The following is a 21,768-nucleotide window of genomic DNA, read 5'->3' as shown; positions in this document are numbered from 1 at the left end:
TGCCAGGTTTCGCACAAAAGTCATCAGGACAGGATCATCATGGAAGCCGAACGTCAGAACCAGCTCGCAGCCCGCCTCGCCGATTACGCGGAGCGCGAACAGGCTCTACGGAGGTATCTTTGACTACGATGCCAAAGCTGAACGCCTGCAAGTCGTAAACGCCGAACTCGAAGACCCGGCCGTCTGGAACGACCCCAAGCACGCCCAGGATCTGGGCCGTGAAAAGAAAGCGCTGGAAGACGTGGTGGAAACGCTCACCGCTCTCGGCACGGGCCTGGCCGACTCAAACGAACTGTTTGAACTGGCAGCGTCCGACGACGACGACGCCACGCTGGAATCCATCGAAAAGGACGCCAGCGCATTCCAGGAAAAGCTCGAAAACCTGGAATTCCGCCGCATGTTCTCCAATCCGGCCGATCCCCTGAACTGCTTCCTGGACATCCAGGCAGGCGCAGGCGGCACGGAGGCCCAGGATTGGGCGTCGATGCTGCTGCGCCAGTATCTCAAGTACGCCGAGCGCAAGGGTTTCAAGGCTGAAGTGCTGGAAGAGTCCGATGGCGACGTCGCGGGCCTGAAGTCCGCCACCATCAAGATCGAAGGCGAATATGCGTTCGGCTACCTGCGCACCGAAACCGGCGTGCACCGCCTGGTCCGCAAGAGCCCGTTCGACTCGTCCGGCGGCCGCCATACCTCGTTCGCCAGCGTGTTCGTCTATCCGGAAGTCGATGATTCGTTCGAGGTCGACGTGAATCCCGCCGACTTGCGTGTCGACACCTACCGCGCATCCGGCGCGGGCGGCCAGCACATCAACAAGACCGACTCCGCCGTGCGTCTGACCCACATGCCCACCGGCATCGTGGTGCAGTGCCAGAACGACCGTTCGCAGCACCGCAACCGCGCCGAAGCCATGCAGATGCTGAAATCCAAGCTCTACGAACTGGAAATGCGCAACCGCATGGCTGAACAGCAGAAGCTGGAAGACTCCAAGACCGATGTGGGCTGGGGCCACCAGATCCGTTCCTACGTGCTGGACCAGAGCCGCATCAAGGACCTGCGCACGAACGTTGAAATCTCCAACACGCAGAAAGTGCTGGACGGCGACCTGGATCCCTTCATCCAGGCCAGCCTGAAGCAAGGCGTCTAAGTTCCGCGATATCCCCCTCACCGCACCCAGAGGTCCACGAATGTCTGACACCATCGCAATTCTGACCGGCGCATCGCGCGGCATTGGCGCCGCCATGGCGCGCGAGCTTGCCAAACCGGGCACCCGCCTGATCACGCTGGCCCGCCGGGAAGATCCCGAACTGGCCGCCTACGCGCGGTCGCAGGACGTGCAGCTGGAACAACTGTCCGTGGACCTCTCGGACCTGGGTACGGTTGAAGCCACCGCCGAACGCATCTGCGCCGCTCTGCCGCGCGATGCCAAACGCTATCTGCTGATCAACAACGCGGGCACGGTCCATCCCATCGCCGGCACTGACGCCCTGATCGACGGCGCGGCCATCACCGCCGCCTTCAATCTGAACGTCACCGCCGTCATGCTGCTGACCGCGCGCTTCCTGGCCGCCGTCGAAGACCTGAAAGCTGACCGCCGCGTGCTGAACATCTCCTCCGGCGCGGGCCGCAACCCGAACGCCGGCTGGGGCGTCTACTGCGCCACCAAGGCCGCGCTCGACATGTATTCGCGCGTGGTCAAGCAGGAACAGGGCGCCGACGGCGCGCGCATCGTCGCGCTGGCCCCCGGCATCGTCGACACCGACATGCAGGTCGCCATCCGTTCCAGCGACCCCGAGAGCTTCCCTGCCCTCGCCAAGTTCCAGGACTTCCACGCCACGGGCAAGCTGTCTTCGCCCGCCAACGTGGCCTCCCGCATCCTCGCCTACCTGGATCGCGAAGATTTCGGCACGACTGAAATCGACGATATCCGCAATTACGACTGATCCCCCGACCATGACCGACCACTCGACCACTCCGGCCCCCGCCCAGGATGAAAACCGCTTGATCGCCGAACGGCGTGCCAAGCTGGCCAAACTGCGCGAAACCGGGGTCGCGTACCCCAACGATTTCGTCCCGGACGCCCGCGCCGCCGCCCTGCATGAGCAGTACGACAACCAAGAACAGGAAGCGCTGACCGCCGCTGCCGTCACCGTCAAGGTGGCCGGCCGCATGATGCTCAAGCGCGTCATGGGCAAGGCCAGCTTCGCCACGCTGCAAGACAGCACCGGCCGCATCCAGATCTACCTGGACCGCGGCACGCTGGGCGAAGACAACTACGCCGCGTTCAAGCAATGGGACATCGGCGACATCATCGCGATCGAAGGGTCGATCTTCAAGACCAACAAGGGCGAACTGTCGGTTCACGCCGCCACCGCCCGCCTGCTGTCGAAGTCGCTGCGCCCGCTGCCGGACAAGTTCCACGGCGTGGCCGACCAGGAGCTGCGCTACCGCCAGCGCTACGTTGACCTGATCATGACGGACGCCACGCGCCGCACGTTCGAGGCGCGCAGCAAGGCCGTGGGCAGCATCCGCCAATTCATGCTGAACGCGGGCTTTCTCGAAGTGGAAACCCCCATGCTGCACCCGATCCCGGGCGGCGCGGCGGCCAAGCCCTTCGTCACGCACCACAATGCGCTGGACATGGAAATGTACCTGCGCATTGCGCCCGAGCTCTACCTGAAGCGCCTGATCGTCGGCGGCTTCGAGCGCGTGTTTGAAGTCAACCGCAACTTCCGCAACGAAGGCGTCAGCCCGCGTCACAACCCCGAATTCACAATGATGGAGTTCTATGCAGCTTTCGCGGAATACCGCTGGCTCATGGACTTCACGGAAGAACTGATCCGCCAGGCCGCGATCTCGGCCACCGGCAGCGCCGTCCTGACGTATCAGGAACGCGAGCTGGACCTGAGCAAGCCGTTCGACCGCCTGACCATCTGCGAAGCCATCATGAAGTACGCGCCGGGCTATACCCAGGCGCAATTGGATGATCCGGTCTTCGTGCGCGCCGAGCTCAAGAAGCTGGGTGCCGACGCCAATGGCCCCGTGCTGTCGCGCGCCGGCCTGGGTGCACTGCAATTGGCGCTGTTTGAAGAAACGGCTGAAGCCAAGCTGTGGAATCCCACGTACATCATCGACTACCCGATCGAAGTGTCGCCGCTGGCTCGCGCCTCGGACACCCGCGAAGGCATCACCGAGCGCTTCGAGCTGTTCATGACGGGCCGCGAAATCGCCAACGGTTTCTCGGAACTGAACGACCCCGAAGACCAGGCCGAACGCTTCCGCTCGCAGGTCGAAGCCAAGGACGCCGGCGACGAAGAAGCCATGTTCTACGACGCGGACTACATCCGCGCCCTGGAATACGGCATGCCTCCGACGGGCGGTTGCGGCATTGGCATCGATCGCCTGGTCATGCTGCTGACCGACAGCCCCAGCATCCGTGACGTCATCCTCTTCCCGCACCTGCGTCGTGAAGACTAAACCGCGGACGGCATCATGATCTTCAAGATCCTGATGCTGCTGTTGGTCGTGGCGGGGCTGGTCTACTGGATCAAGCAACCTCGCCGCGTCCAGCCGGGCACGCCCTACCAACCCGTGCGGCCTCGCCGCCCGGTGTTCATTGCGCTATGCATTGCCAGCGCGATCTCGGTGGTCGCATCGCTGGTGAGCGCCTTGCTGTGGATGGGCGGCGTGGCCGGCGGCGTCACTGGCGGCGGGTATCACGGCGAAGCCGATTTCCTGCTGCCCGTGTCCGGCTCCCTGCTGGCATTGGGCGTTGCCTGCGCCGTCGGCGCTTTCATCAAACGCCGCGGCTAGGCTCCACGGGCCACGCGCCCGCCCCGGTGGGCAGCGCTGGCAAAGATGCCAACAACATCGCATCGATGAACTCGGCGGGCGCCAATCGCCCGCCAGGCTTATACCACTGCACGGTCAGATTCATCGCGCCCAGCACGCAACGCTTGATGACGCGCGCGTCGCCCTTGATCAGCCCGGCATTCACCGCCCCCGTCACCACCGACTGCCACATCGCTTCATAGCGGTCGCTCAGCGCCTTCACGGCCGACTGGCTGGGCGCGGACAAGCTGCGCCATTCATACACCAGCGCGTTCATCGCATCGCCGCCCGCGCCATGCAACATGCTCCACATATGTACGCGGAACAGCGCGGCCAACCGGTCTGCCGGCGCATCGTAGCGGGCCAACGCGCGTTCGCCATCATCGATCACCTCCTGGATGCCGTTGTTCATGACCGCCACCAGGATCTCTTCCTTGCTGCGGAAATGATGGAACAGGCTGCCGGATTGCAGGCCGACGGCCCGCGCCAGCTCCCGCACGGTCGTGCGCTCGTAGCCGTGCTTGCAAAACAGCCGTCCCGCCGTCAGCACCAACTCGCGGCGGCGTTCGGAATCCCCGCTCTCCTCACGCGGCGCAGCAGCTACGGTCTTTTCCATGTCGGGTCACAGCCTCTGGATAATGGTCGCCGTCGCCATGCCATGGCCGATGCACATCAGCTGCATGCCGAATTCGCCTTCCGTCGCCTCCAGCCCGGCCAGCATCTTGGCCATCAGCCCCGCTCCCGTCGCCCCCAGCGGGTGGCCATGCGCGATCGCACCGCCCCACGGATTCACGCGCGCGGGCTTGGCCCCCAGTTCCCGCTGCCAGGCCAGCACCACGCTGGAGAAAGCTTCGTTGATCTCGATCCAATCGATGTCCGCCAATGTCAGCCCGGCACGTTCCAAGGCCAGCCGCGTGGCCGGGATCACGCCCGTCAGTTGCATCACAGGATCCGACCCGACCGCTACCCGCGCCAGAAAGCGTGCGCGTGGACGCAGCCCGTCGGACAGCGCCGTATCGCGGTCAGCCAGCAACACCGCGGCCGCGCCATCCGCCAGCTGGCTGGCATTGGCGGCGGTGACACCGCCTTGCCCCGGCGGACGCAGCGCGGGCGCCAGGGCCGCCATGCGCACCGGGTCGGTCGTCTCGCGGATGCCTTCATCGCGATGCGCGGCCTCTTGCGGGCCCGGCAGCAGTTCCGCGTGCAGGCCCGCCCGCGCGGCCGCCCAGGCGCGCGCGTGGCTTTCGCGCGCCCACTCATCCATCGCAGCCTGCGACAGCTGCCAATGGTCAGCGATGCGCTCCGCGCTTTCAAGCTGATGGATCAGCGGATAGCGTTCCAGCAACCCTGGATTCAGCGATTCAAAGCCACGAAACTCGCTTTGCCCCAACGTCACGTCCAAGAACATCGGCACGCGGCTCATGCTCTCGACACCGCCTGCCACCACGTACCGCATATCCCCAGCGGCAATGGCTTGCGCCCCGAAATGCACTGCCTGCTGGCTGGACCCGCACATGCGGTTCACGGCCACGCCCGGCACCGTTTCCGGCAGGTCTGCCAACATCGCGACCAAGCGCCCGATATTGGCGCCCTGCTCGCCCGCCTGACTGACGCAGCCAGCGATCACGTCCTCGATCTTGCCGCCAGGCAGTCCGGCGCGCGCAAGCATGGCCCGCACTGTCTGCGCCAGCAATGTGTCGGGCCGGGTGTCCGCCCACCATCCGCCACGGCGGCCGAAAGGCGTGCGCACGGCCTCCAGGATCACGGCTTCGTTCATGCCATCGTCTCCTCAACGTAGAGCGTTTCGATTTCGTTCGCGTAAGTACGGTAGATGCTGGCTCGCCTGACCTTCATCGTCGCCGTCACCTCACCGTCGTCATGATCCAGTTCCTTGGTCAACAAATGAAAGCGCTTGATCTGCGCCACGGGCGCCAGACCCGCATTGGCGCGCGCCACCTCCTGCTGGACCAGCTCTCGCACCTGCTCGCATTCGACCAGCGACCGAAAGTGCGTGAACGCGATGCGGCGCGACTCCGCCCATTTCCCCACGGTATCGAACTCCAGCTGGATCAGCGCCGATACATACTTGCGGCCATCGGCGATCACAATGCACTCCTTCACGTACGGACTGCCCTTCACCGCATTCTCGATCTCGGAGGGGGTCAGGTTCTTGCCGCCCGCCGTGATCATGATGTCCTTCAGACGGTCAACGATACGAACCCGCCCATCCTGTTCGGCAACGACGTCTCCCGTATGCAACCAGCCATCGCGCACCGTATCGGCGGTCGCCTCGGCCTGCTTGTAGTAACCCTGGAACACCATGTCGCCGCGCACCAGCAATTCATCGGCCTCGCCCATCTTCCAATCCACGCCCAGGATCGGTTCCCCCACGGTGCCCACCTTCACGCGATCAGGGTGCTGGCCAAAGATCATTCCGGCTGATTCCGTCAACCCGTAGACCTCCAGCAGCGGCACGCCCAGGTTGCGGAAGTAGCGCACCACGTCCGGCGGAATCGGCGCCGCCCCCGTCATCGCGACACGCACGCGCCGCAAGCCGATGAAGTTCTGCAAGGCGCGCAACACCAGCCAATACCACAGGCCATGCGTCAGCCGTTCGCCCAGCGTGTATTGCGCGGGTGATTTCTCCAGGAACGGCAGGCATGCCGCCAACGCCCGCCGATACAGCCATTGCTGCAACCGGCCGGCCTCCTGCATCTTGATCGATATGGATGCGTGCAGCTTTTCCCAAATCCGTGGCACGCCCAGGAAAATCGTCGGCGCCACTTCACGCAGGTCTTCCTGCACCGTGCGGATCGATTCGCCGAAGTTCACTTGCGAGCCCAGATACAGCGGCACGAAGGTCGACAGCATCTGCTCTGCCACGTGGCACAGCGGCAGGTAAGACAGGTGCACGCTCTGCGCATCCATCGACAGCCGGTCGGCAATGCCCGGGGCCACCCCCCGCATGTTGCGATAGCTCAGCATCGCCCCCTTGGGCTTGCCGGTGGAACCCGAGGTGTAGATCATCAGGCCGGTGTCGTCCAGGCGCTGCGCGTCCAGCGCGGTATTCAGCGCCGCCAGTTCCGCCGCTTCCCGCGCGGCGCCGTCAGCCTCAATCTCGGCGAACGTCACGATGTGGGCACGGTCGGCCGGCGCATACGACCGCAACCCCTTGGTCTCCATCATCACGATGCGCCGCAGCAGCGGCAGGCGGCTGGCCACTTGCAGCACCTTGTCGGTCTGCTCCTGGTCTTCGCACACCACCAGTTCGACATCCGCGTGTTCCAGCACATAACCCATTTCTTCTGCGGGGCTTGTCGGATACACCCCCACCGCCACGGCGCCCACGGTCCCCGCGCCCAGCTGCGTCAGCAGCCACTCCACGCGGTTCTCCGACACGATGGCCACCCGCCCGCCCCGACTCAGGCCCAGGGCCCGCAGGCCCAACCCCACGCGGCTGGCTCGTTGCCAGTAGCCCGCCCACGTCAAGGGCTTCCAAATGCCGAAGTCCTTTTGCCGGATCGCGATGGCGGATGCCTGGCGCCGCGCCTGTTCGCGCAGCATCTGGGGCAAGGTCAGCTCGGGCCAAGCAGCGGTATCGATAGAGGCGATCATGGTCTTGTCCTTCATGACAGCCAGCGCTTTCGGCGCTTGTAGTGCTTGATGTCGCGGAACCCCCGGGCCTCGCCCGTCCCCCCCACGCCCAGGTAGAACTCACGCACATCCGGGTCCGCCGCCAGCTTGTCGGCGGTGCCGTCGATCACGACCTTGCCGGTCTCCATGATGTAGCCGTAATGCGCCACCGCCAGCGCCACGGACGCATTCTGTTCCACCAGCAGCATCGACACGCCTTGCTCGGCATTGATGCGCGCGATGATGGAAAAGATGTTCTCCACCAGCATCGGCGACAGGCCAAGCGATGGTTCGTCCAACAGCATCAGCCTGGGCTGCGCGATCAGCGCACGGCCAATGGCCAGCATCTGCTGTTCGCCCCCCGACAGATAGCCCGCCAGACCCCGGCGCCGTTCAAACAGACGCGGAAAATAGCCGTACACCAGGTCGAAATCCACCTTCGCGCCGGGGCGCCCGGTCAACGCATAGGTCGCTGCCACCAGATTCTCTTCAACCGTCAGGTCTTCGAACACCCGGCGCCCCTCCATCACATGCGACAACCCCGCACGCACCAGATTCTGCGGCTTGGCACCCGCCGTATCGCCACCGTTGAAGACAATGTGCCCACGCACCAGCGCACCGTCCTCCAGGTCCAGCAACCCAGACACCGCCTTCAGCGTCGTGGACTTGCCGGCGCCATTGCTGCCCAGCAGGGCCACGATGCTGCCGGCGGGCACCGATAGGGACAGGCCGCGCAACACCTGCACCGCCTTGTTGTAGACGACTTCGATATTGTTGATATCCAGTACCGCCACGGGTGGCGGCGCCGTCGCGGCCTGCGCGTCATGTCCCAGGGTCACAGGCGCCTCACTTCAACACGATCCAATCGGATGCGGGCACCATCTGCTTCTGCTTCACATCGGCGCGATAGATCCGGCCCACCGGAATGGAGTTGCCCTTGATCGAGATCGGCACGCCAATCAGGCCGCCGGTATCGAAGTCCTTGATGCCGTCCAGCGCGGCCTTCATGTTGGCGCTGGTCAGTTCCTTGCCCGCGTCCAACGTGCGCTTGGCCACCTCCGTGAACAACATCGCCGCCAGGAAGCCCTGCATATAGCCTGTGCTCTGGTACTGCGGACGCATCTCGCGGATCTTCTTCAGCATCGGCGCATCGCCTTCCGTGTCGTAGTAGTAGCGATACGGCATCACGCCCATGAAGCCTTCCGCGTCCTCGCCCATCTGCATCACGGTGGAATTGTCCATGGTCCAGAACGTGCCCATGTAGCGCGTCTTCAGCCCCATGCGCTTGCCCTGCCCCACGAATTCCGGGATGGGCGCCAGCACGTAGCCGTGGAAGATCGTGTAGTCGGGATCCGCGCGGCGCAGTTTGATCACCTCGGTCGACACGTCCACGCTGCCCGGCGCCGTCATGATTTCCGTGGCGACCTTCAAGCCCAGTTTTTCCGCCACCGCGCGTGAACTGGCAATCGGGTCGCGGCCAAATTCCGTATCGGAATACACGAACGCCACCTTCGCGCCCGGCTGCTCCTTGGCGATGTAGCGCAACAAGATGCCGAACATCTCGGTGTAGTCCGGCCCCAGCATGAACTGCGCGGGATACTTCGCGGGGTCATTCAACTCGGTCGCAAACGACGCGCCGGTCATCAGGATGTCGCCCGAACGGTTCAACTCAGCGTTAATGGTCTTTGAGAAGCCCGTCGAATCGCCGTAGTAGAAATTCACCTTGTTCTGGCTGGTGATCTTTTTGAACGCCGCCACGGATGCATCGACCTTATAGGCGGTGTCCTCGGGTACGTAGCGCAGCTTGCGCCCCTTCACGCCGCCCTGATCGTTGACGATCTTCACATAGTCGGTAATGCCGGCATGGATCCCCTGCCCTGCAAAGGCGAACACGCCGCTCAACGGAATCGATCCGCCCAGCACCAAGTCGTCCGCCGCATGCGCCACGGGCGCCGCCAATGCCGCTGCCAGGCCCAACGGGGCCAACAACCTCGATAAACCGCTGCCTATCCGGATGCGCTTCATGGTGTGTCTCCTGGGGTCTTATGGGTCTTGCAATCGGCCAATCAGCGCTTAGGTCCGGAATGGCCACAGGTGGAAGAAGCGGCGCACGCGACGCCAGATTTCCGCGAGCCCATGGGGCTCGAAGATCAGAAAGCCCACGATCAGCAGGCCGAAAACGATCGTGCGCACGGGCGACACCAGCCGCAGCGCGTCGCCGCCCACCGGCAGCCAGCCCACGATCAACTTAAGCAGTTCGGGCACCATCGTCATGAAGATGGCACCCAGGATGGAACCCAGGATCGACCCCATGCCGCCCACGATGATGGCGGCCAGGAAGAAAATCGACATGATCAGGGGGAAGCTCTCTGGCGTCACCACGCGGAAGAAGTACGCCCACAGCCCTCCCGCCACGCCGGCGTAGAACGACGACAGCCCGAACGACAGCAGTTTGTAGCGCAGCAGTCGGATACCCAGGACCTCCGCCGAGATATCGCGGTCGCGGATCGCGATGAAGGCTCGACCGATGCGCGTGCGGAACAGGTTTGCCGCACCCAGCACCATCAACACCGTCACCGGCACGATCAACCAATAAATCTTGAACGAGGTATCCAGGTCCACGCCCAGCATCCGCGCGGGTGGCACCTGCAAGCCGGTGGTCCCGCCCGTGAACTGCCAGTTCGCAAAAATGAAATGGGCGATGAACGACGCCGCGATCGTGGCGATCGCCAGGTACAGCCCCTTCACCCGCAACGAAGGAATCCCCACCAGCAGGCCGCCCAGCATCGCCACCACGCCGCCGCCCAGCAGGTTGACCAGCACCGGCGTCCCCAGCCGCAGCTCCATGACGGCCACCGTGTACGCGCCCAGGCCCATGAAGGCCGCTTGCCCCAAGCTCACCAGGCCGGTATAGCCCGTCAAGATATTCAGTCCCGTCGCGCTGGCGATATTGATGGCCACCAGGCAGGCCAGGTACAGCCAATAGGCGTCGGCCACAAACGGGAACAGGGCCAGGGACGCCGCCAGCAAGGCCAGCCACACGTGCTGAGTGCGCGTGTCGAATAGCGCCTCATCGGCCAGGTAGGTCTGTTTCGCGGTCGCGATACGCATGGGTCAGAGCCTCTCGATTTCACGGGTGCCGAACAGCCCATAGGGCCTGACCATCAACACCACCACCAGCACGATGAAGGTTGCCAGCAGCTTGTACTCGCCCCCCATGTAGGCGCCCGCCCAGGCCTCCAGCAAGCCAATGAACACGCCGCCCACCAGGGCGCCGGCCACGCTATCCAAGCCGCCCACGATCACCACGACCAACACCGACAAGCCAAAGACGCCCATCGACGACGAAATTCCCCCGATGGCGCCCACGATCACGCCCGACACCGCCGCCAGCGCGCCCGCCGCGACCCAGGACAGCGAAAACACACGCGGGACATTGATGCCCATCGCATAGGCGGCACCCTGGTCCGACGCCGTGGCACGCAGGGCCACGCCGCCGCGCCAGTAGCGAAACACCACCAGCACCAGCAAGGCCAGCACTACCGCCACCCAGAATCCGTAGAACACCTTGGGCGCCACGAACGCCTCGCCCACCATCACCGGGGCACGCGGCATGAACTCCGGCAAACGCCGCTGATCGGCGGTCCAGATCAGTTCCACGGCTCCCACCAGGATGGAAGCCAGGCCCACCGTCACCATGAAGACCGAGATCGGCGCCTCTCCCAGCATGGGCCGTATCGTCAAGCGTTCGACCACTGCCCCCAAGGCGCCAGATACCACCACCGCCCCCAGGATCGCCAGCCAGATCGGCCATTCCATGCCCGTCGCGAACGCATAAAACACATACGCGCCCAGCATCAGGAATTCACCGATGGCGATATTCACGACGCGCGTCGCCTTGTAGACGATCACGAACGCCAGCGCGGCCAAGGCATACAGTCCGCCGCTGCCCAGCCCCGCCAGCGTCACCTCAAGGAAAAACAACCAGTCCATCAGGCCGCCTCCCTCAAGCGGCGGCGCAAGTCGCCCACATCGCCCGCGCCCAGATAGGCCTTGATGACTTCCGGGTTCGCCTGCACCTGGGCCGGCGTGCCATCCGCGATCACCTGCCCAAAGTTCAGCACCACCACATGGTCCGACAGGTCCATCACCAGACCCATGTCGTGCTCCACCATCAGCACCGTCACGCCCCACTCCGTCCGCGCGTCCAGGATGAAACGCGCCATGTCGTCCGTCTCTTCGCGGTTCATGCCGGCCACGGGTTCGTCCAGCATCAGCACCTTGGGCTGCATCGCCAGCGCGCGGGCCAGCTCCACGCGCTTTTGCAGGCCATAGGACAGGGCCGACACGGGTGCGTGGCGGATGTGGTCGATCTCCAGGAAATCGATGATGCGTTCTTCGATGTCGGCCCGCAGCGCCATCTCTTCGCGGCGCGCTCGGCCCAGGTAGAACAAGGCGTCCAGCACGTTGCAGCGCAGGTGCGCGTGACGGCCCAGCTTGATGTTGTCCAGCACCGTCATGCCGCGAAACAGCGCGATGTTCTGGAAGCTGCGCGCCAGCCCCAGCTTGGCACGCTCGGGCGCCGCGACGCGCGTGATGTCGCGGCCCTCAAACCGGATCTGTCCGGCAGCCGGCTTGTAGAACCCGGAAATGGTATTGAACAACGAGGTCTTGCCGGCGCCATTCGGGCCGATGACCGTGGTGATGGAACCCGGCGCCACGCGAAAGCCCACGCCGGTCAATGCCTTGACCCCGCCGAACGCCAAGGTAACCCCATCCACCTCCAGCAAGGGAGGCTGCTCGGACTGATCCACCATTTGTCTCCTCGCTTTTTGATCGCGAAGTTTCTTGCCGCCTTGGGCGGACATTTTTATCAGCGGTGAATCAGGCGACCCGCAAGCCAGGAGATGCAACGAACCTGTCTTTACCTACGCCAGACCAGCGCCGGAAAATCGTTCTATGCCGTACTTCTATGCGTTACGCTAAGCGTGCTCGATAACAACCAAGCAAGCGCTCGGTTCAGACCATAGCATCGCGGTTTTTGGATCGACAGCTGGTATTTACCCGATAACGGAGACGCGCCATGACCCAAGGACTTCCCACATTCCAGACCGTGCTGCTAGAGGCCGAAGGCACGCTCGCCACGCTGACGCTGAACCGCGCCGACACCTTGAATGCCATCGACGTCGCCATGGCCCGCGACCTGCAACAGGCCGCCCAGTGGTTGGAAACACGCAAGGAAATTCGCGCCGTGCGCCTGCGCGCGGCGGGCAAGGCGTTCTGCGCGGGCGGCGACATCAGCATGTTCACGGGTGACCCTTCCGTGGTGCGCGACACGCTGCTGAACCTCTTTACCCCGCTCAACGATTTCATCTCGCGCATCGGGCGCATGGACAAAGTCTGGCTGGCGGAAGTCCATGGCGTGGCGGCGGGCGCGGGGCTGTCGCTGGTGCTGGCCTGCGACCTTGCCATCGCTGACGCAGGCACACGCTTCATGACTGCCTACCTCAAACTGGGCGCCACCCCGGATGCAGGCATGACGCACGGACTGGCGCGTGCCGTCGGCGTCAAACGCGCGTTGGACTTGCTGCTGCGCCACGACGCCTTCACCGCCAGCGACGCGCTGGGCTGGAGCATCATCACCCGCATCGCGCCAGCCGGCGCGCTTGCCGACGCCGCAGAAACCTATGCACAAGACATCGTGCGGCATGCGCCACACGGCATCGCAGGCGCAAAAGACCTGTTGCGCTCGGCCACGCACGCCTCGCTGGAAACCCAACTGGCGGAAGAGACCGCGCGCTTCCTGGATTCTGCCGCCCGCGCGGATTTCGCCGAAGGTGTGCAGGCATTCCGCGAAAAGCGGGCGCCCGACTTCAAGGGTCAATAAGCGGTCACGCCTGCGGCTCACCCCAAGCCGGCGCACGCTTCTGCACGAAGGCGGCCAAGCCTTCGGCCGCGTCAGGCGTCGCCGCGGCATTGCAAAACACCTCAACCGCCGTCGCCAGTTTGCGGCGGTAGTCGTTGTCATTGGCAAACACAAACGCGCGCCGCCCCATTGCCAGCACCTGGGGCGGCTTGCCGGCCAGGGATTGCGCCAGCTCCCGCGCCTGCTCCAGCAATTGCGCCTCGCGTTCCACCCGCGCCACCAAGCCCAGATCGTGCGCCTCCCGCGCGCCGAATGTCCTGCCGGTGAACAGCAGGTCAAACGCCCGATGCTTGCCGATGATGGCGGGCAGATGCGCGTAGTGGATCGCCGGCAAGACCCCCACGTCGATCTCCGGATAGCCGAAGGTGGCCGTGTCCGCGGCAACGATCATGTCGCTGGAAATGGCCACGGTCATGCCCCCGCCCCGCACGGCGCCGGACACCACCGAAATCGACGGCTTCGTCAGATTGAACTGTGCATCAAAGAGCTTGATGTAAAGCCGGGTCAGCAGCGCATGAACCTGCGCCGGCGAACTCGCCAGCAACTTCTTCATGTCCAGCCCCGCGCAGAACCTGCCAGGCAGATCGCTGGCCAACAGCACCGCGCGCACCGAGGCATCGGCATTGGCACGATCATACGCAGCAATCAGCGCATCCAGCATGTCCACATCCAGCGCATTGACCGGCGCGTGGCACAGATGGATCTCCGCAATCCTGTCGCGGACCTCATAGCGCAAGTAGGTCATGCCGATACTCCTGGTTCTGTTGCTGGTGCCGCCTGCACGCTGCCTGCGGCCAGCATCGCTTCAATCTCTTCGGACGAATAGCCCAAGTCCGCCAGTATCTCGCGGCTATGTTCGCCCAGCAGCGGCGCGGGCCGCGCCGCTTGCCGGGGCTGCCCGCCAAAGCGCACGGGCAGACCAATATTCCTCACTTCACCAAGCGTTGCATGCTGGCTGGTCACGATCAGTTCACGCGCCGCGACTTGCGGATGCGCCAAAGCCTGATCCAAGGTGTGAATGGCAGAGCATGCGATTCCTGCGGGCTTCAATGCCGCCAGCCATGCCGCCACCGTGCGCGTTTCGATGCGCGCCTGCACCAGCGCCACCGTCGCATCGAAGTTCCGCACCCGCGCGGCATTGCTGGAGAATTCGGGGGTATCGACGTAATCCTGCAAGCCGGCCACGGCACAAAAACGCTGCCATTGCGCATCATTGCCCACGCCCAGCATCAGATCGCCATCCGCCGCGCGAAACGCCTGGTAAGGGCACATCGCGGGGTGGCCAGTTCCCATCCTTCGGGGAATCTGCCCCGTACGCCAATAGTTCTGCGCCATGTATGACATCAACCCCAGCGACGTGTCCAACAACGACACGTCCAAGTACTGCCCTGCGCCCGTCTGGCTGCGTTCAAGCAGTGCCGCCAGAATCCCGCTCAACGCGAATGAGCCCGTCCCCAGGTCCACTGGCGAAAAGCTCGCGCGGGCAAAATTTCCGCCCGGCTCACCCATCGTGCTGATCATGCCGCTGAATGCTTGCAGCATCACGTCATACCCCGGCTCTTCGCCCATCGGGCCTTCGCGGCCGTAACCGGAGATCTCGCAATAGATCAGCGTTGGGTTCAGGCGGCTCAGCGTGTCGTAATCCACGCCCAGGCGCGCAGCGGTCTTGCCACCAAAGCCCTGCAACACCACGTCCGCCTGCTTGGCCAGGCGGTGTACCACCGCCCTGCCCGCTTCCGTCTTCAGGTCCACGGCCAAGCTGCGCTTGTTGTGATTCACCGCCAGAAACGTGGCCGACTGCCCGGCATCCTGCGGCAGCCAGGCGCGCGTGTCGTCGCCGGTGCCAACGGGCTCCACCTTGATCACGCGAGCGCCCAACTCACCCAGATACTGGCCGCACAAGGGCCCGGCAAGCACTTTGCTCAAATCCAGGACGGTAATGTTCTTAAGCGGCATCATGCGCGCACCGGTAGGCAGGTTCATCATTCAGCCTTCAGCCCCACCGCATTGGCAGCGTCGGTCCATTGCGCCGTTTCACGCTTGAAGAATGCGTCCAGGTCAGCCGGCGCCACCGACAAGGCTTCCGCGCCACGCTCTTGCATGGCCTTGCGGTATGTCTCGCTCGCCACCACGTTCGCCACCGCCGTGCGCAGCTTCGCCACCACGTCGGGCGGGGTGCCGGCAGGCACTTGCAACGAGAACCAGAACTTCAAATCCAGGCTGGCATAGCCCGCTTCCTTCAACGTCGGCACGTCGGGCAACATCGGCGAGCGTTGCGCCGAGGTGATCGCCAGCGCCTTGAGCCTACCGGCCTGGACTTGCCCGATGCTGGTCGACATGCTGTCGAACAGAAAATCGATCTGCCCGCCAATCACGTCAGTCACCGCGTTGGCGCTACCCTTGTAGGCCACGCCCACGGCCTCGAACTTGGCCAGCTTCTGCAACAGCGCGCCGTACACATGCGGCGAGCTTCCCGGCCCGAACGTGGCGTAGCTCAACCCGTTGGACGCCGCGCGCCCACGCTCGACAAGCTCTTCCAGCGTCTTGACCGGGGTGCGCTCGGGGTTCACGACCAGCAGATTCGGCATGGCGCCGGTGATGCCAACGGGCACGTAGTCCTGCAACGGGTGCATTTTCGCGCTGGGGTACATCAGCGGATTGATCGCCTGCATGCCCACGGTGTTGTGCATCAACGTATAGCCATCCGCGGGACCGTTCAGCACGCTTTGGTAGCCGACGTTGCCGCTGGCTCCCGGCTTGTTCTGCACGATGACCTGCTGCCCCAATTCACGCGACAGCGGCTCGGCCACCAGCCGGGCAATGAAATCGGTCGGCCCGCCCGCCGAAAACGGCACCAGCAGCGTGATGGGCTTCGAGGGCCAGGTGTCGGCCAGGGCCGGGGTGGCAATGACCGTCGTCGCCGCAAGGGCGGCAGCCAGTACTTTCATGAGCGCCATGATGTCTCCGTGTGTTTTTTCGATGGTGGCGCTGCATTATGCGAATCTGGTTGATATATTAGAAATACCGTTTATATATGCGGCCCATAATAAATTTGTGATAACCCGTTGTTCTACAGGCTTCCCTCATGTCGATGTCGATTCGAGCAATGCAGTGTTTTGTGGCCGTGGTTTCCACCGGTTCGATCAGCCGCGCCGCGGTGGCGCTACACGTGGCCCAGCCTGCGCTAAGCCTGTTGATCCGCAATCTGGAGGAAGACCTGGGCGTCGTGCTGCTGCACCGTAGCGCGCGCGGCGTCACACCCACCACGGCCGGCACCCGCCTGCTGGCGCACGCGCGCGAGATCCTCGGCCGCATCGATGCGGCGCGCGCCGATGTGCGTGAAGACCTGACGGCCCCACGCGGCACGGTATCGCTGGCGATGTCGATGTCCATGGCAAAGCTGGTGGCGGTGCCCCTGCTGCGCTTCAGCTTGGAAAACTGGCCGGACGTATATCTGAAGATCGTTGAATCCAGCACGGGATACATTCCCGGCTTTGTCAGCTCGGGCCATGCCGACCTGGGCCTGACGTTCAGCGACGAGGCCGCAGTCGATCTGCGCTTTCAGCACCTGATCGATGAAGAGCTGGTGGTGGTGTCTCCCCCGCCGCGGCATGCCCGCTCGACACCGCGCTCCGCCGAATTGGATGCGCTACCCGCCATCGGGCTGGATGCGCTGGCTGCATTGCCCCTGGTACTGCCCGGCAACCCGCACAGCTTGCGCCGGCTACTGGACCAGTATCAACAACAAGAGCGCGTGACGTTTCGCGTCATTGCCGAAGCCAACGCGATTCCTCAATTGATAGAACTGGTTCAAGCTGGCCTGGCGCACACGATCCTGTCGCATGAAGCCGTAAGAAGGGAGGCCATGCGCGGAGACGTGATGCTGCGCCGGGTCAAGCATCTCCGCATGGCCCGCCCGGTATTTCTGTGCCGCTCCGACGTGCTGCCTTTGTCCATGGCGGCATCAGCGGTGGCCGATCGGGTCAGCCGAATCATCATCGATGGCCGGCCAACCGCATAGTCAGCCCGTCAGATCAAACCGGCACGCTTTTCCACCGCCTGCGCCCAGCGACGCGCCACGGTGGGCGACGTTGCGCAGGTGGCCGATGCCGTCACCACGCGCACGGCGCGCTCCAGCAACTGGATATCGGCCTCGTGCTGACGCGCCACATGTGGATCCTCGAAGAAGATCACGCGCTGACATTGATGCTCCAGGACCAATTCGGCAATCTGCGCGTCGCCTCCCAGCGGGCCGCTCAGATAGCGGTGCACCCATGGCGTATCTTTCGGCCAGCCTCGCGACCAGGCCAAGTCATTCAAGCGGCCGCCGGTCGTGCCCGTTGCCACGCGGCGTGCGAACTGGGACAACACATCGAAGTGCTCGCTGGCAAAGGCCACCATCTCATCCTTGAGCGCATCGTGGGCGATCATCGCCAAGGTCTGGCCCGTGAAATTAAACAGGCGGGACGCCGATGCGTCCGGCGCCAGACCGGCGTGTATGCGCTCGACCTCCATCCACTCAATGGCCCCGGCCAGCGTGGAGATGAAGGGCCGGCCATGCGTGATGCACTGCCGCTTCAGCGCCAATGCCTCCGGAAAAATCGAAGACGGATCCACTGGGTCGATCAGATAGATCGCGCCATCGAACGGTGCTTGCCCATCACGCCCCTCGGTCACGCGGGCCACCAGTTTCATCAAGCCGCCTTCGCGTCCATACGGGTAGCGAATCAGGCCGCTGTACCCCTGCAACATGCCTTCGCGCACGATGGCATCGTGCGTGCGGCCGACGGTGTGCAACTGCACGCCCAGCTCGCGTATCGTGGACGAACACGCACGCAGCCAGGTAAACAGGGCGGCATCGGGGCTTTCGTGGTGCAGTCGGTTGGCGGCCAAGCCAAAACGCAATTGGGCAGCGGGCATCGGTAGACTCAGGCTAATAGGATCAACGGGCAGACCCCTGATGATACCGTGGTCATCGTGACTGCCGCACATGCTTTGCGTGCATGCGGCCCGACAACAAAAAAACGCTCCCCGAGGGGAGCGTTCTTGCTGCGTTCATCAGTCCGCTTCGTCGATCCAGGCCATCTGAATGGCTTCCAGGATCTTCTCGCCGCAATGGTCGGGATCGTCACTGAAATTCGGCAGAGCCATGACCCATTCGCGCAGCTGCGTAAACCGCAGCGTCTTGGGGTCCACGTCAGGATGCGCGTCGACCAGCGCAACGGCAATATCGTAGGTATCGGTCCACTTCATCAATGGCCCTCTTTCGCGTGGTTGATGGTGTACTTGGGAATTTCCACCGTCAGGTCAGTGTCGGTCACCAGCGCCTGGCATGACAAGCGCGACGTCGGGGTCAGGCCCCAGGCCTTGTCCAGCAAGTCCTCTTCGTCGTCGGTCGCATCTTCCAGCGCGGAATAACCCTGCTTGATCACCACGTGACAGGTCGTGCAGGCGCATGACAATTCACATGCGTGTTCGATGTCGATATGGTTGTCCAGGAGCACACGGCAGATCGACACGCCCTTGGGTGCGTCTTCAATCACGGCGCCCTCGGGGCAGTAATCGGGATGAGGCAATACAGTCAGTTTCGGCATAACGTCTTATCAGGCAATCTCATCAAGTTTGCGGCCCGCCAGCGCGGCGCGGATGCTGCGATCCATGCGGCGCGCGGCAAAGTCGTCGGTCGCGGCCGACAGGGCTTGCACCGCGTCTTTCACCGTGTCGACTTCTTCCGCGGATTGCGCACCGATGGCGGCTTGCAGGCATTCGTCCACGTGCTTGCGCTCTTCGGCGTCCAACAGGTCGCCGTCAACGGCCAATGCCGCCTGCACGGATTCCACCAGTTGCCGCGCGTCCACTTGCTGCTCGCGCAACATCCGGGCGCGGGCATCCGTATCCGCCTGCGCCACGCTGTCAGCCAGCATCTGCGCAATCTCGTCGTCGCTCAGTCCGTAGGACGGCTTGACCGACACCGCGGCTTCCACTCCGGTGCTTTGTTCGCGGGCGGTCACGCTCAGCAGGCCATCCGCATCCACCTGGAAGGTCACGCGGATACGCGCCGCACCCGCCACCATGGGCGGAATGCCACGCAGTTCAAACCGCGCCAGCGAACGCGAATCCGACACCAGGTCACGCTCGCCCTGCACCACGTGGATGCTCATGGCCGTCTGGCCATCCTTGAACGTCGTGAATTCCTGGGCGCGGGCCACGGGGATGGTGCTGTTGCGCGGAATCACACGCTCAACCAGCCCCCCCATGGTTTCCAACCCCAGCGATAGGGGAATCACGTCCAGCAGCAGCCAATCTTCGCCCGGTGCGCGATTGCCAGCCAACAGATTGGCCTGCAAGGCGGCGCCCAGCGCCACAACCTGATCCGGGTCCAAGTCAGTCAAGGGCTCGGTGCCGAAGACCTTGCCAACCGCGGCGCGCACGACAGGCATGCGCGTCGCGCCGCCCACCATCACCACCCCGCGCACATCGGCCGGCTTCAACGACGCATCGCGCAGCGCGCGGCGTGCGCAATCCAGCGTGCGTTCCACCAACGGTTGCGCCAGCGCTTCAAACTCGGCGCGCGTCAGCGTCACGTCCACGGCACGGCCATCCGACAGCGTCAGTTGCAGGCTGGCCGATTCGGCATCCGACAACGCTTCGCGCGCCACGCGGGCAGCCATCAGCAGCGCCCGGCGATCCGAGGGCGACAACTCGCCCGCTGCCAATTTGGCCACGGCGTGATCCGCGATCACGGCATCGAAGTCATCACCACCCAGCGCGGTGTCGCCACCCGTGGAAATCACTTCAAACACGCCTTGGGTCAGGCGCAGGATGGAAATATCAAACGTGCCGCCACCCAGGTCGTACACGGCGTAAACGCCTTCCGACGCATGGTCCAGACCATAGGCAATCGCCGCAGCGGTCGGTTCGTTCAGCAATCGCAGCACATTCAGACCCGCCAGGCGGGCGGCGTCGCGTGTCGCCTGGCGCTGAGCATCATCGAAGTAGGCGGGCACCGTGATGACCGCCCCCACCAGATCGTCGCCCAGGACATCTTCGGCGCGCTGGCGCAATACCGCCAGAATCTGCGCGGACACTTCAACCGGGCTCAGGTCACCCTGCGCCGTGCGGATACGCACCATGCCGGGCGCATCCACGAATTCATAAGGTGCGCGCGTGGCGCGCGCCTCTTCCAATGACCGGCCCATGAAACGCTTCACGGACACCACGGTGTTCAAGGGATCTTCCGCCTGCTGAGCCAGCGGCTCCCGGCCCGTGGTGACTTTGCCGCCCGGAAAATAACGCACCGCCGACGGCAGCAAGGCGTAGCCCTGAGCATCAGGCAACACTTCAGCGACGCTACTGCGCACCGCCGCGACTAAGGAATTGGTAGTGCCCAGGTCGATCCCGACCGCCAGCTTGCGCTGGTGCGGCGCGGGCGACTCACCAGGCTCGGATATCTGCAATAAGGCCATGATTGTATTTTTCTGCTCAGTAGGCGGCGAAATCCAGGCACCCGCTTCTCAGGTGCCCTGACGCGCGGCTTTGGCTATCCGGCGGGCTGAGCGTGCGCCAACTCTTCCGCCAGCTTTTCCACGAACATCCATTCCCGAACGCGAAGCCCGGCAGTCGCATAGTCACGCTCGTTGTCCAGCAGGCGCGTCAGCGTGGCGCGCATCGCAACGCGCGCCTCGTCCAACTCCGCCTGCAAGGCAACCAGGGCATCCGCGTCATCGCGAGCATCATCAAGCATCTCGCGCCAGGTCATCTGCTGCATCAGGAAAGCGGTGTCCATCGACGTGTTGCTCTCGGTCTGCAAGTCCACGCCGGCCTGCTCGCACAGGTAACGCGCCCGCAACAAAGGATCCCGCAGCACGCGGTAAGCCTCATTGGCACGCGCAGCCCATTGCATGGCCACGCGGCGTTCCGCGGGGCTTGCCGTGGCATAACGGTCGGGATGCACCTGCGCGGCGACAGCGCGCCACGCAGATTCCAACGCTTGCGCGTCCAGGTCGAAGCGCGCGTGCAAGCCGAACAGGCTGAAGTGATCGTCTCCAGCCAAGACTTACACCGTGAACGACTCGCCGCAGCCGCAGGTCGCCTTTTCGTTGGGGTTGCGGAACTTGAAGCCTTCGTTCAGGCCTTCGCGAGCGTAATCCAGCTCGGTGCCATCCAGATAAGCCAGGCTCTTCGGGTCAATGAAAACCTTGACGCCAAAGCTTTCGAACACGGTGTCTTCCGGCGCCGAGTCGTCCACATATTCCAACTTGTAGGCCATGCCGGAGCAGCCCGTCGTCCTAACGCCGAGCCGCAAGCCGATACCCTTTCCGCGCTTTTGCAAGTAGCGGCCGATATGGGTGGCAGCCTGTTGGGTCAGGGTAACGGACATG

The 21,768-nt window shown here is 64.0% G+C and carries 23 protein-coding genes; 6 read left to right on the top strand and 17 right to left on the bottom strand.

Annotation, left to right across the window (positions count from 1 at the left end; translation table 11 throughout):
• The first annotated feature begins 39 nt into the window (after positions 1-39).
• The 4 genes from prfB to HV753_RS10985 all read left to right on the top strand — a co-directional run bounded on the left by prfB (position 40) and on the right by HV753_RS10985 (position 3,810).
• A protein-coding gene (prfB, locus tag HV753_RS11000) for a peptide chain release factor 2 (RefSeq protein WP_175174467.1) occupies positions 40-1,144 on the top strand; the annotation gives its coding sequence in 2 pieces (ribosomal slippage) (positions 40-120 and positions 122-1,144; 1,104 coding nt in all).
• A 40-nt stretch (positions 1,145-1,184) separates the two neighbouring features.
• The gene (locus tag HV753_RS10995; RefSeq protein WP_175174466.1) at positions 1,185-1,940 is read left to right on the top strand and encodes an SDR family oxidoreductase; all 756 of its coding nucleotides are present in this window, start codon (positions 1,185-1,187) and stop codon (positions 1,938-1,940) included.
• Positions 1,941-1,950: 10 nt separating this feature from the next.
• Positions 1,951-3,474, top strand: a complete 1,524-nt coding sequence (gene lysS / locus HV753_RS10990) for a lysine--tRNA ligase (RefSeq protein WP_175174465.1) — start codon at positions 1,951-1,953, stop codon at positions 3,472-3,474.
• 15 nt (positions 3,475-3,489) lie between these two features.
• The gene (locus HV753_RS10985; protein WP_175174464.1) at positions 3,490-3,810 is read left to right on the top strand and encodes a preprotein translocase subunit TatB; all 321 of its coding nucleotides are present in this window, start codon (positions 3,490-3,492) and stop codon (positions 3,808-3,810) included.
• Here the strand turns inward: HV753_RS10985 and HV753_RS10980 are convergent.
• Genes HV753_RS10980 through HV753_RS10945 form a run of 8 tightly spaced genes read right to left on the bottom strand, consistent with a single transcriptional unit; the run spans position 3,794 to position 12,278 of the window.
• A complete protein-coding gene (locus HV753_RS10980) occupies positions 3,794-4,444 on the bottom strand; it encodes a TetR/AcrR family transcriptional regulator (protein ID WP_175174463.1) in 651 nt (216 codons plus the stop codon). The genes HV753_RS10985 and HV753_RS10980 overlap by 17 nt on opposite strands.
• Positions 4,445-4,450: 6 nt before the next feature.
• On the bottom strand, positions 4,451-5,605 hold the full coding sequence (locus HV753_RS10975) for a thiolase family protein (RefSeq protein WP_175174462.1): 1,155 nt from the start codon (positions 5,603-5,605) through the stop codon (positions 4,451-4,453).
• Complete coding sequence (locus HV753_RS10970) at positions 5,602-7,458, bottom strand: AMP-dependent synthetase/ligase (RefSeq protein ID WP_175174461.1); 1,857 nt, start codon at positions 7,456-7,458, stop codon at positions 5,602-5,604. Before HV753_RS10970 ends, HV753_RS10975 begins: the two co-directional genes overlap by 4 nt.
• Entirely contained in the window at positions 7,455-8,300 is an 846-nt protein-coding gene (locus HV753_RS10965; RefSeq protein ID WP_175174460.1) for an ABC transporter ATP-binding protein, read from the bottom strand. Before HV753_RS10965 ends, HV753_RS10970 begins: the two co-directional genes overlap by 4 nt.
• A gap of 7 nt (positions 8,301-8,307) precedes the next feature.
• Entirely contained in the window at positions 8,308-9,486 is a 1,179-nt protein-coding gene (locus tag HV753_RS10960; protein WP_175174459.1) for an ABC transporter substrate-binding protein, read from the bottom strand.
• A gap of 48 nt (positions 9,487-9,534) precedes the next feature.
• Complete coding sequence (locus HV753_RS10955) at positions 9,535-10,572, bottom strand: branched-chain amino acid ABC transporter permease (RefSeq protein ID WP_175174458.1); 1,038 nt, start codon at positions 10,570-10,572, stop codon at positions 9,535-9,537.
• 3 nt (positions 10,573-10,575) lie between these two features.
• Positions 10,576-11,454, bottom strand: coding sequence for a branched-chain amino acid ABC transporter permease (locus HV753_RS10950; protein WP_175174457.1), 879 nt, complete (start codon positions 11,452-11,454; stop codon positions 10,576-10,578).
• Complete coding sequence (locus tag HV753_RS10945; RefSeq protein ID WP_175174456.1) at positions 11,454-12,278, bottom strand: ABC transporter ATP-binding protein; 825 nt, start codon at positions 12,276-12,278, stop codon at positions 11,454-11,456. Before HV753_RS10945 ends, HV753_RS10950 begins: the two co-directional genes overlap by 1 nt.
• A gap of 266 nt (positions 12,279-12,544) precedes the next feature.
• Between HV753_RS10945 and HV753_RS10940 the strand changes: the two genes are divergently transcribed.
• On the top strand, positions 12,545-13,348 hold the full coding sequence (locus HV753_RS10940; protein WP_175174455.1) for an enoyl-CoA hydratase/isomerase family protein: 804 nt from the start codon (positions 12,545-12,547) through the stop codon (positions 13,346-13,348).
• Between the two features lie 4 nt (positions 13,349-13,352).
• On the opposite strand, the gene HV753_RS10935 is transcribed toward HV753_RS10940, so the two are convergent.
• The 3 genes from HV753_RS10935 to HV753_RS10925 are packed head-to-tail and all read right to left on the bottom strand — an operon-like array spanning position 13,353 to position 16,344.
• Complete coding sequence (locus HV753_RS10935; RefSeq protein ID WP_175174454.1) at positions 13,353-14,132, bottom strand: enoyl-CoA hydratase/isomerase family protein; 780 nt, start codon at positions 14,130-14,132, stop codon at positions 13,353-13,355.
• Entirely contained in the window at positions 14,129-15,373 is a 1,245-nt protein-coding gene (locus HV753_RS10930; RefSeq protein WP_425485885.1) for a CaiB/BaiF CoA transferase family protein, read from the bottom strand. Before HV753_RS10930 ends, HV753_RS10935 begins: the two co-directional genes overlap by 4 nt.
• A complete protein-coding gene (locus HV753_RS10925; RefSeq protein WP_175174453.1) occupies positions 15,370-16,344 on the bottom strand; it encodes a Bug family tripartite tricarboxylate transporter substrate binding protein in 975 nt (324 codons plus the stop codon). Before HV753_RS10925 ends, HV753_RS10930 begins: the two co-directional genes overlap by 4 nt.
• A gap of 128 nt (positions 16,345-16,472) precedes the next feature.
• On the opposite strand from HV753_RS10925, the gene HV753_RS10920 reads away from it, so the two are divergent.
• Entirely contained in the window at positions 16,473-17,408 is a 936-nt protein-coding gene (locus HV753_RS10920) for a LysR family transcriptional regulator (protein ID WP_175174452.1), read from the top strand.
• Between the two features lie 8 nt (positions 17,409-17,416).
• On the opposite strand, the gene HV753_RS10915 is transcribed toward HV753_RS10920, so the two are convergent.
• The 6 genes from HV753_RS10915 to iscA all read right to left on the bottom strand — a co-directional run bounded on the left by HV753_RS10915 (position 17,417) and on the right by iscA (position 21,767).
• Positions 17,417-18,307, bottom strand: coding sequence for a methylglyoxal synthase (locus tag HV753_RS10915; protein WP_175174451.1), 891 nt, complete (start codon positions 18,305-18,307; stop codon positions 17,417-17,419).
• A 138-nt stretch (positions 18,308-18,445) separates the two neighbouring features.
• Positions 18,446-18,640, bottom strand: coding sequence for a Fe-S cluster assembly protein IscX (gene iscX / locus HV753_RS10910; protein WP_175174450.1), 195 nt, complete (start codon positions 18,638-18,640; stop codon positions 18,446-18,448).
• Positions 18,640-18,981 carry an ISC system 2Fe-2S type ferredoxin gene (gene fdx, locus HV753_RS10905; protein WP_006225293.1) on the bottom strand — a complete coding sequence of 114 codons (342 nt, stop codon included), beginning with the start codon at positions 18,979-18,981 and terminating at the stop codon, positions 18,640-18,642. Before fdx ends, iscX begins: the two co-directional genes overlap by 1 nt.
• A 9-nt stretch (positions 18,982-18,990) precedes the next feature.
• The gene (gene hscA, locus HV753_RS10900) at positions 18,991-20,853 is read right to left on the bottom strand and encodes a Fe-S protein assembly chaperone HscA (protein WP_175174449.1); all 1,863 of its coding nucleotides are present in this window, start codon (positions 20,851-20,853) and stop codon (positions 18,991-18,993) included.
• A gap of 74 nt (positions 20,854-20,927) precedes the next feature.
• Positions 20,928-21,440 (bottom strand): Fe-S protein assembly co-chaperone HscB, encoded by a 513-nt coding sequence (gene hscB, locus HV753_RS10895; protein WP_175174448.1) that lies wholly within the window; start codon positions 21,438-21,440, stop codon positions 20,928-20,930.
• Between the two features lie 3 nt (positions 21,441-21,443).
• Positions 21,444-21,767 (bottom strand): iron-sulfur cluster assembly protein IscA, encoded by a 324-nt coding sequence (gene iscA, locus HV753_RS10890; RefSeq protein WP_175174447.1) that lies wholly within the window; start codon positions 21,765-21,767, stop codon positions 21,444-21,446.
• Position 21,768: the final 1 nt, after the last annotated feature.

The sequence above is a fragment of the Achromobacter pestifer genome (assembly GCF_902859625.1).
GTDB classification, from domain to species: domain Bacteria; phylum Pseudomonadota; class Gammaproteobacteria; order Burkholderiales; family Burkholderiaceae_B; genus Achromobacter; species Achromobacter pestifer.
The sequence above is the reverse complement of the archived record's forward strand: the minus strand, read 5'-3'. Positions and strand labels throughout refer to the sequence as shown.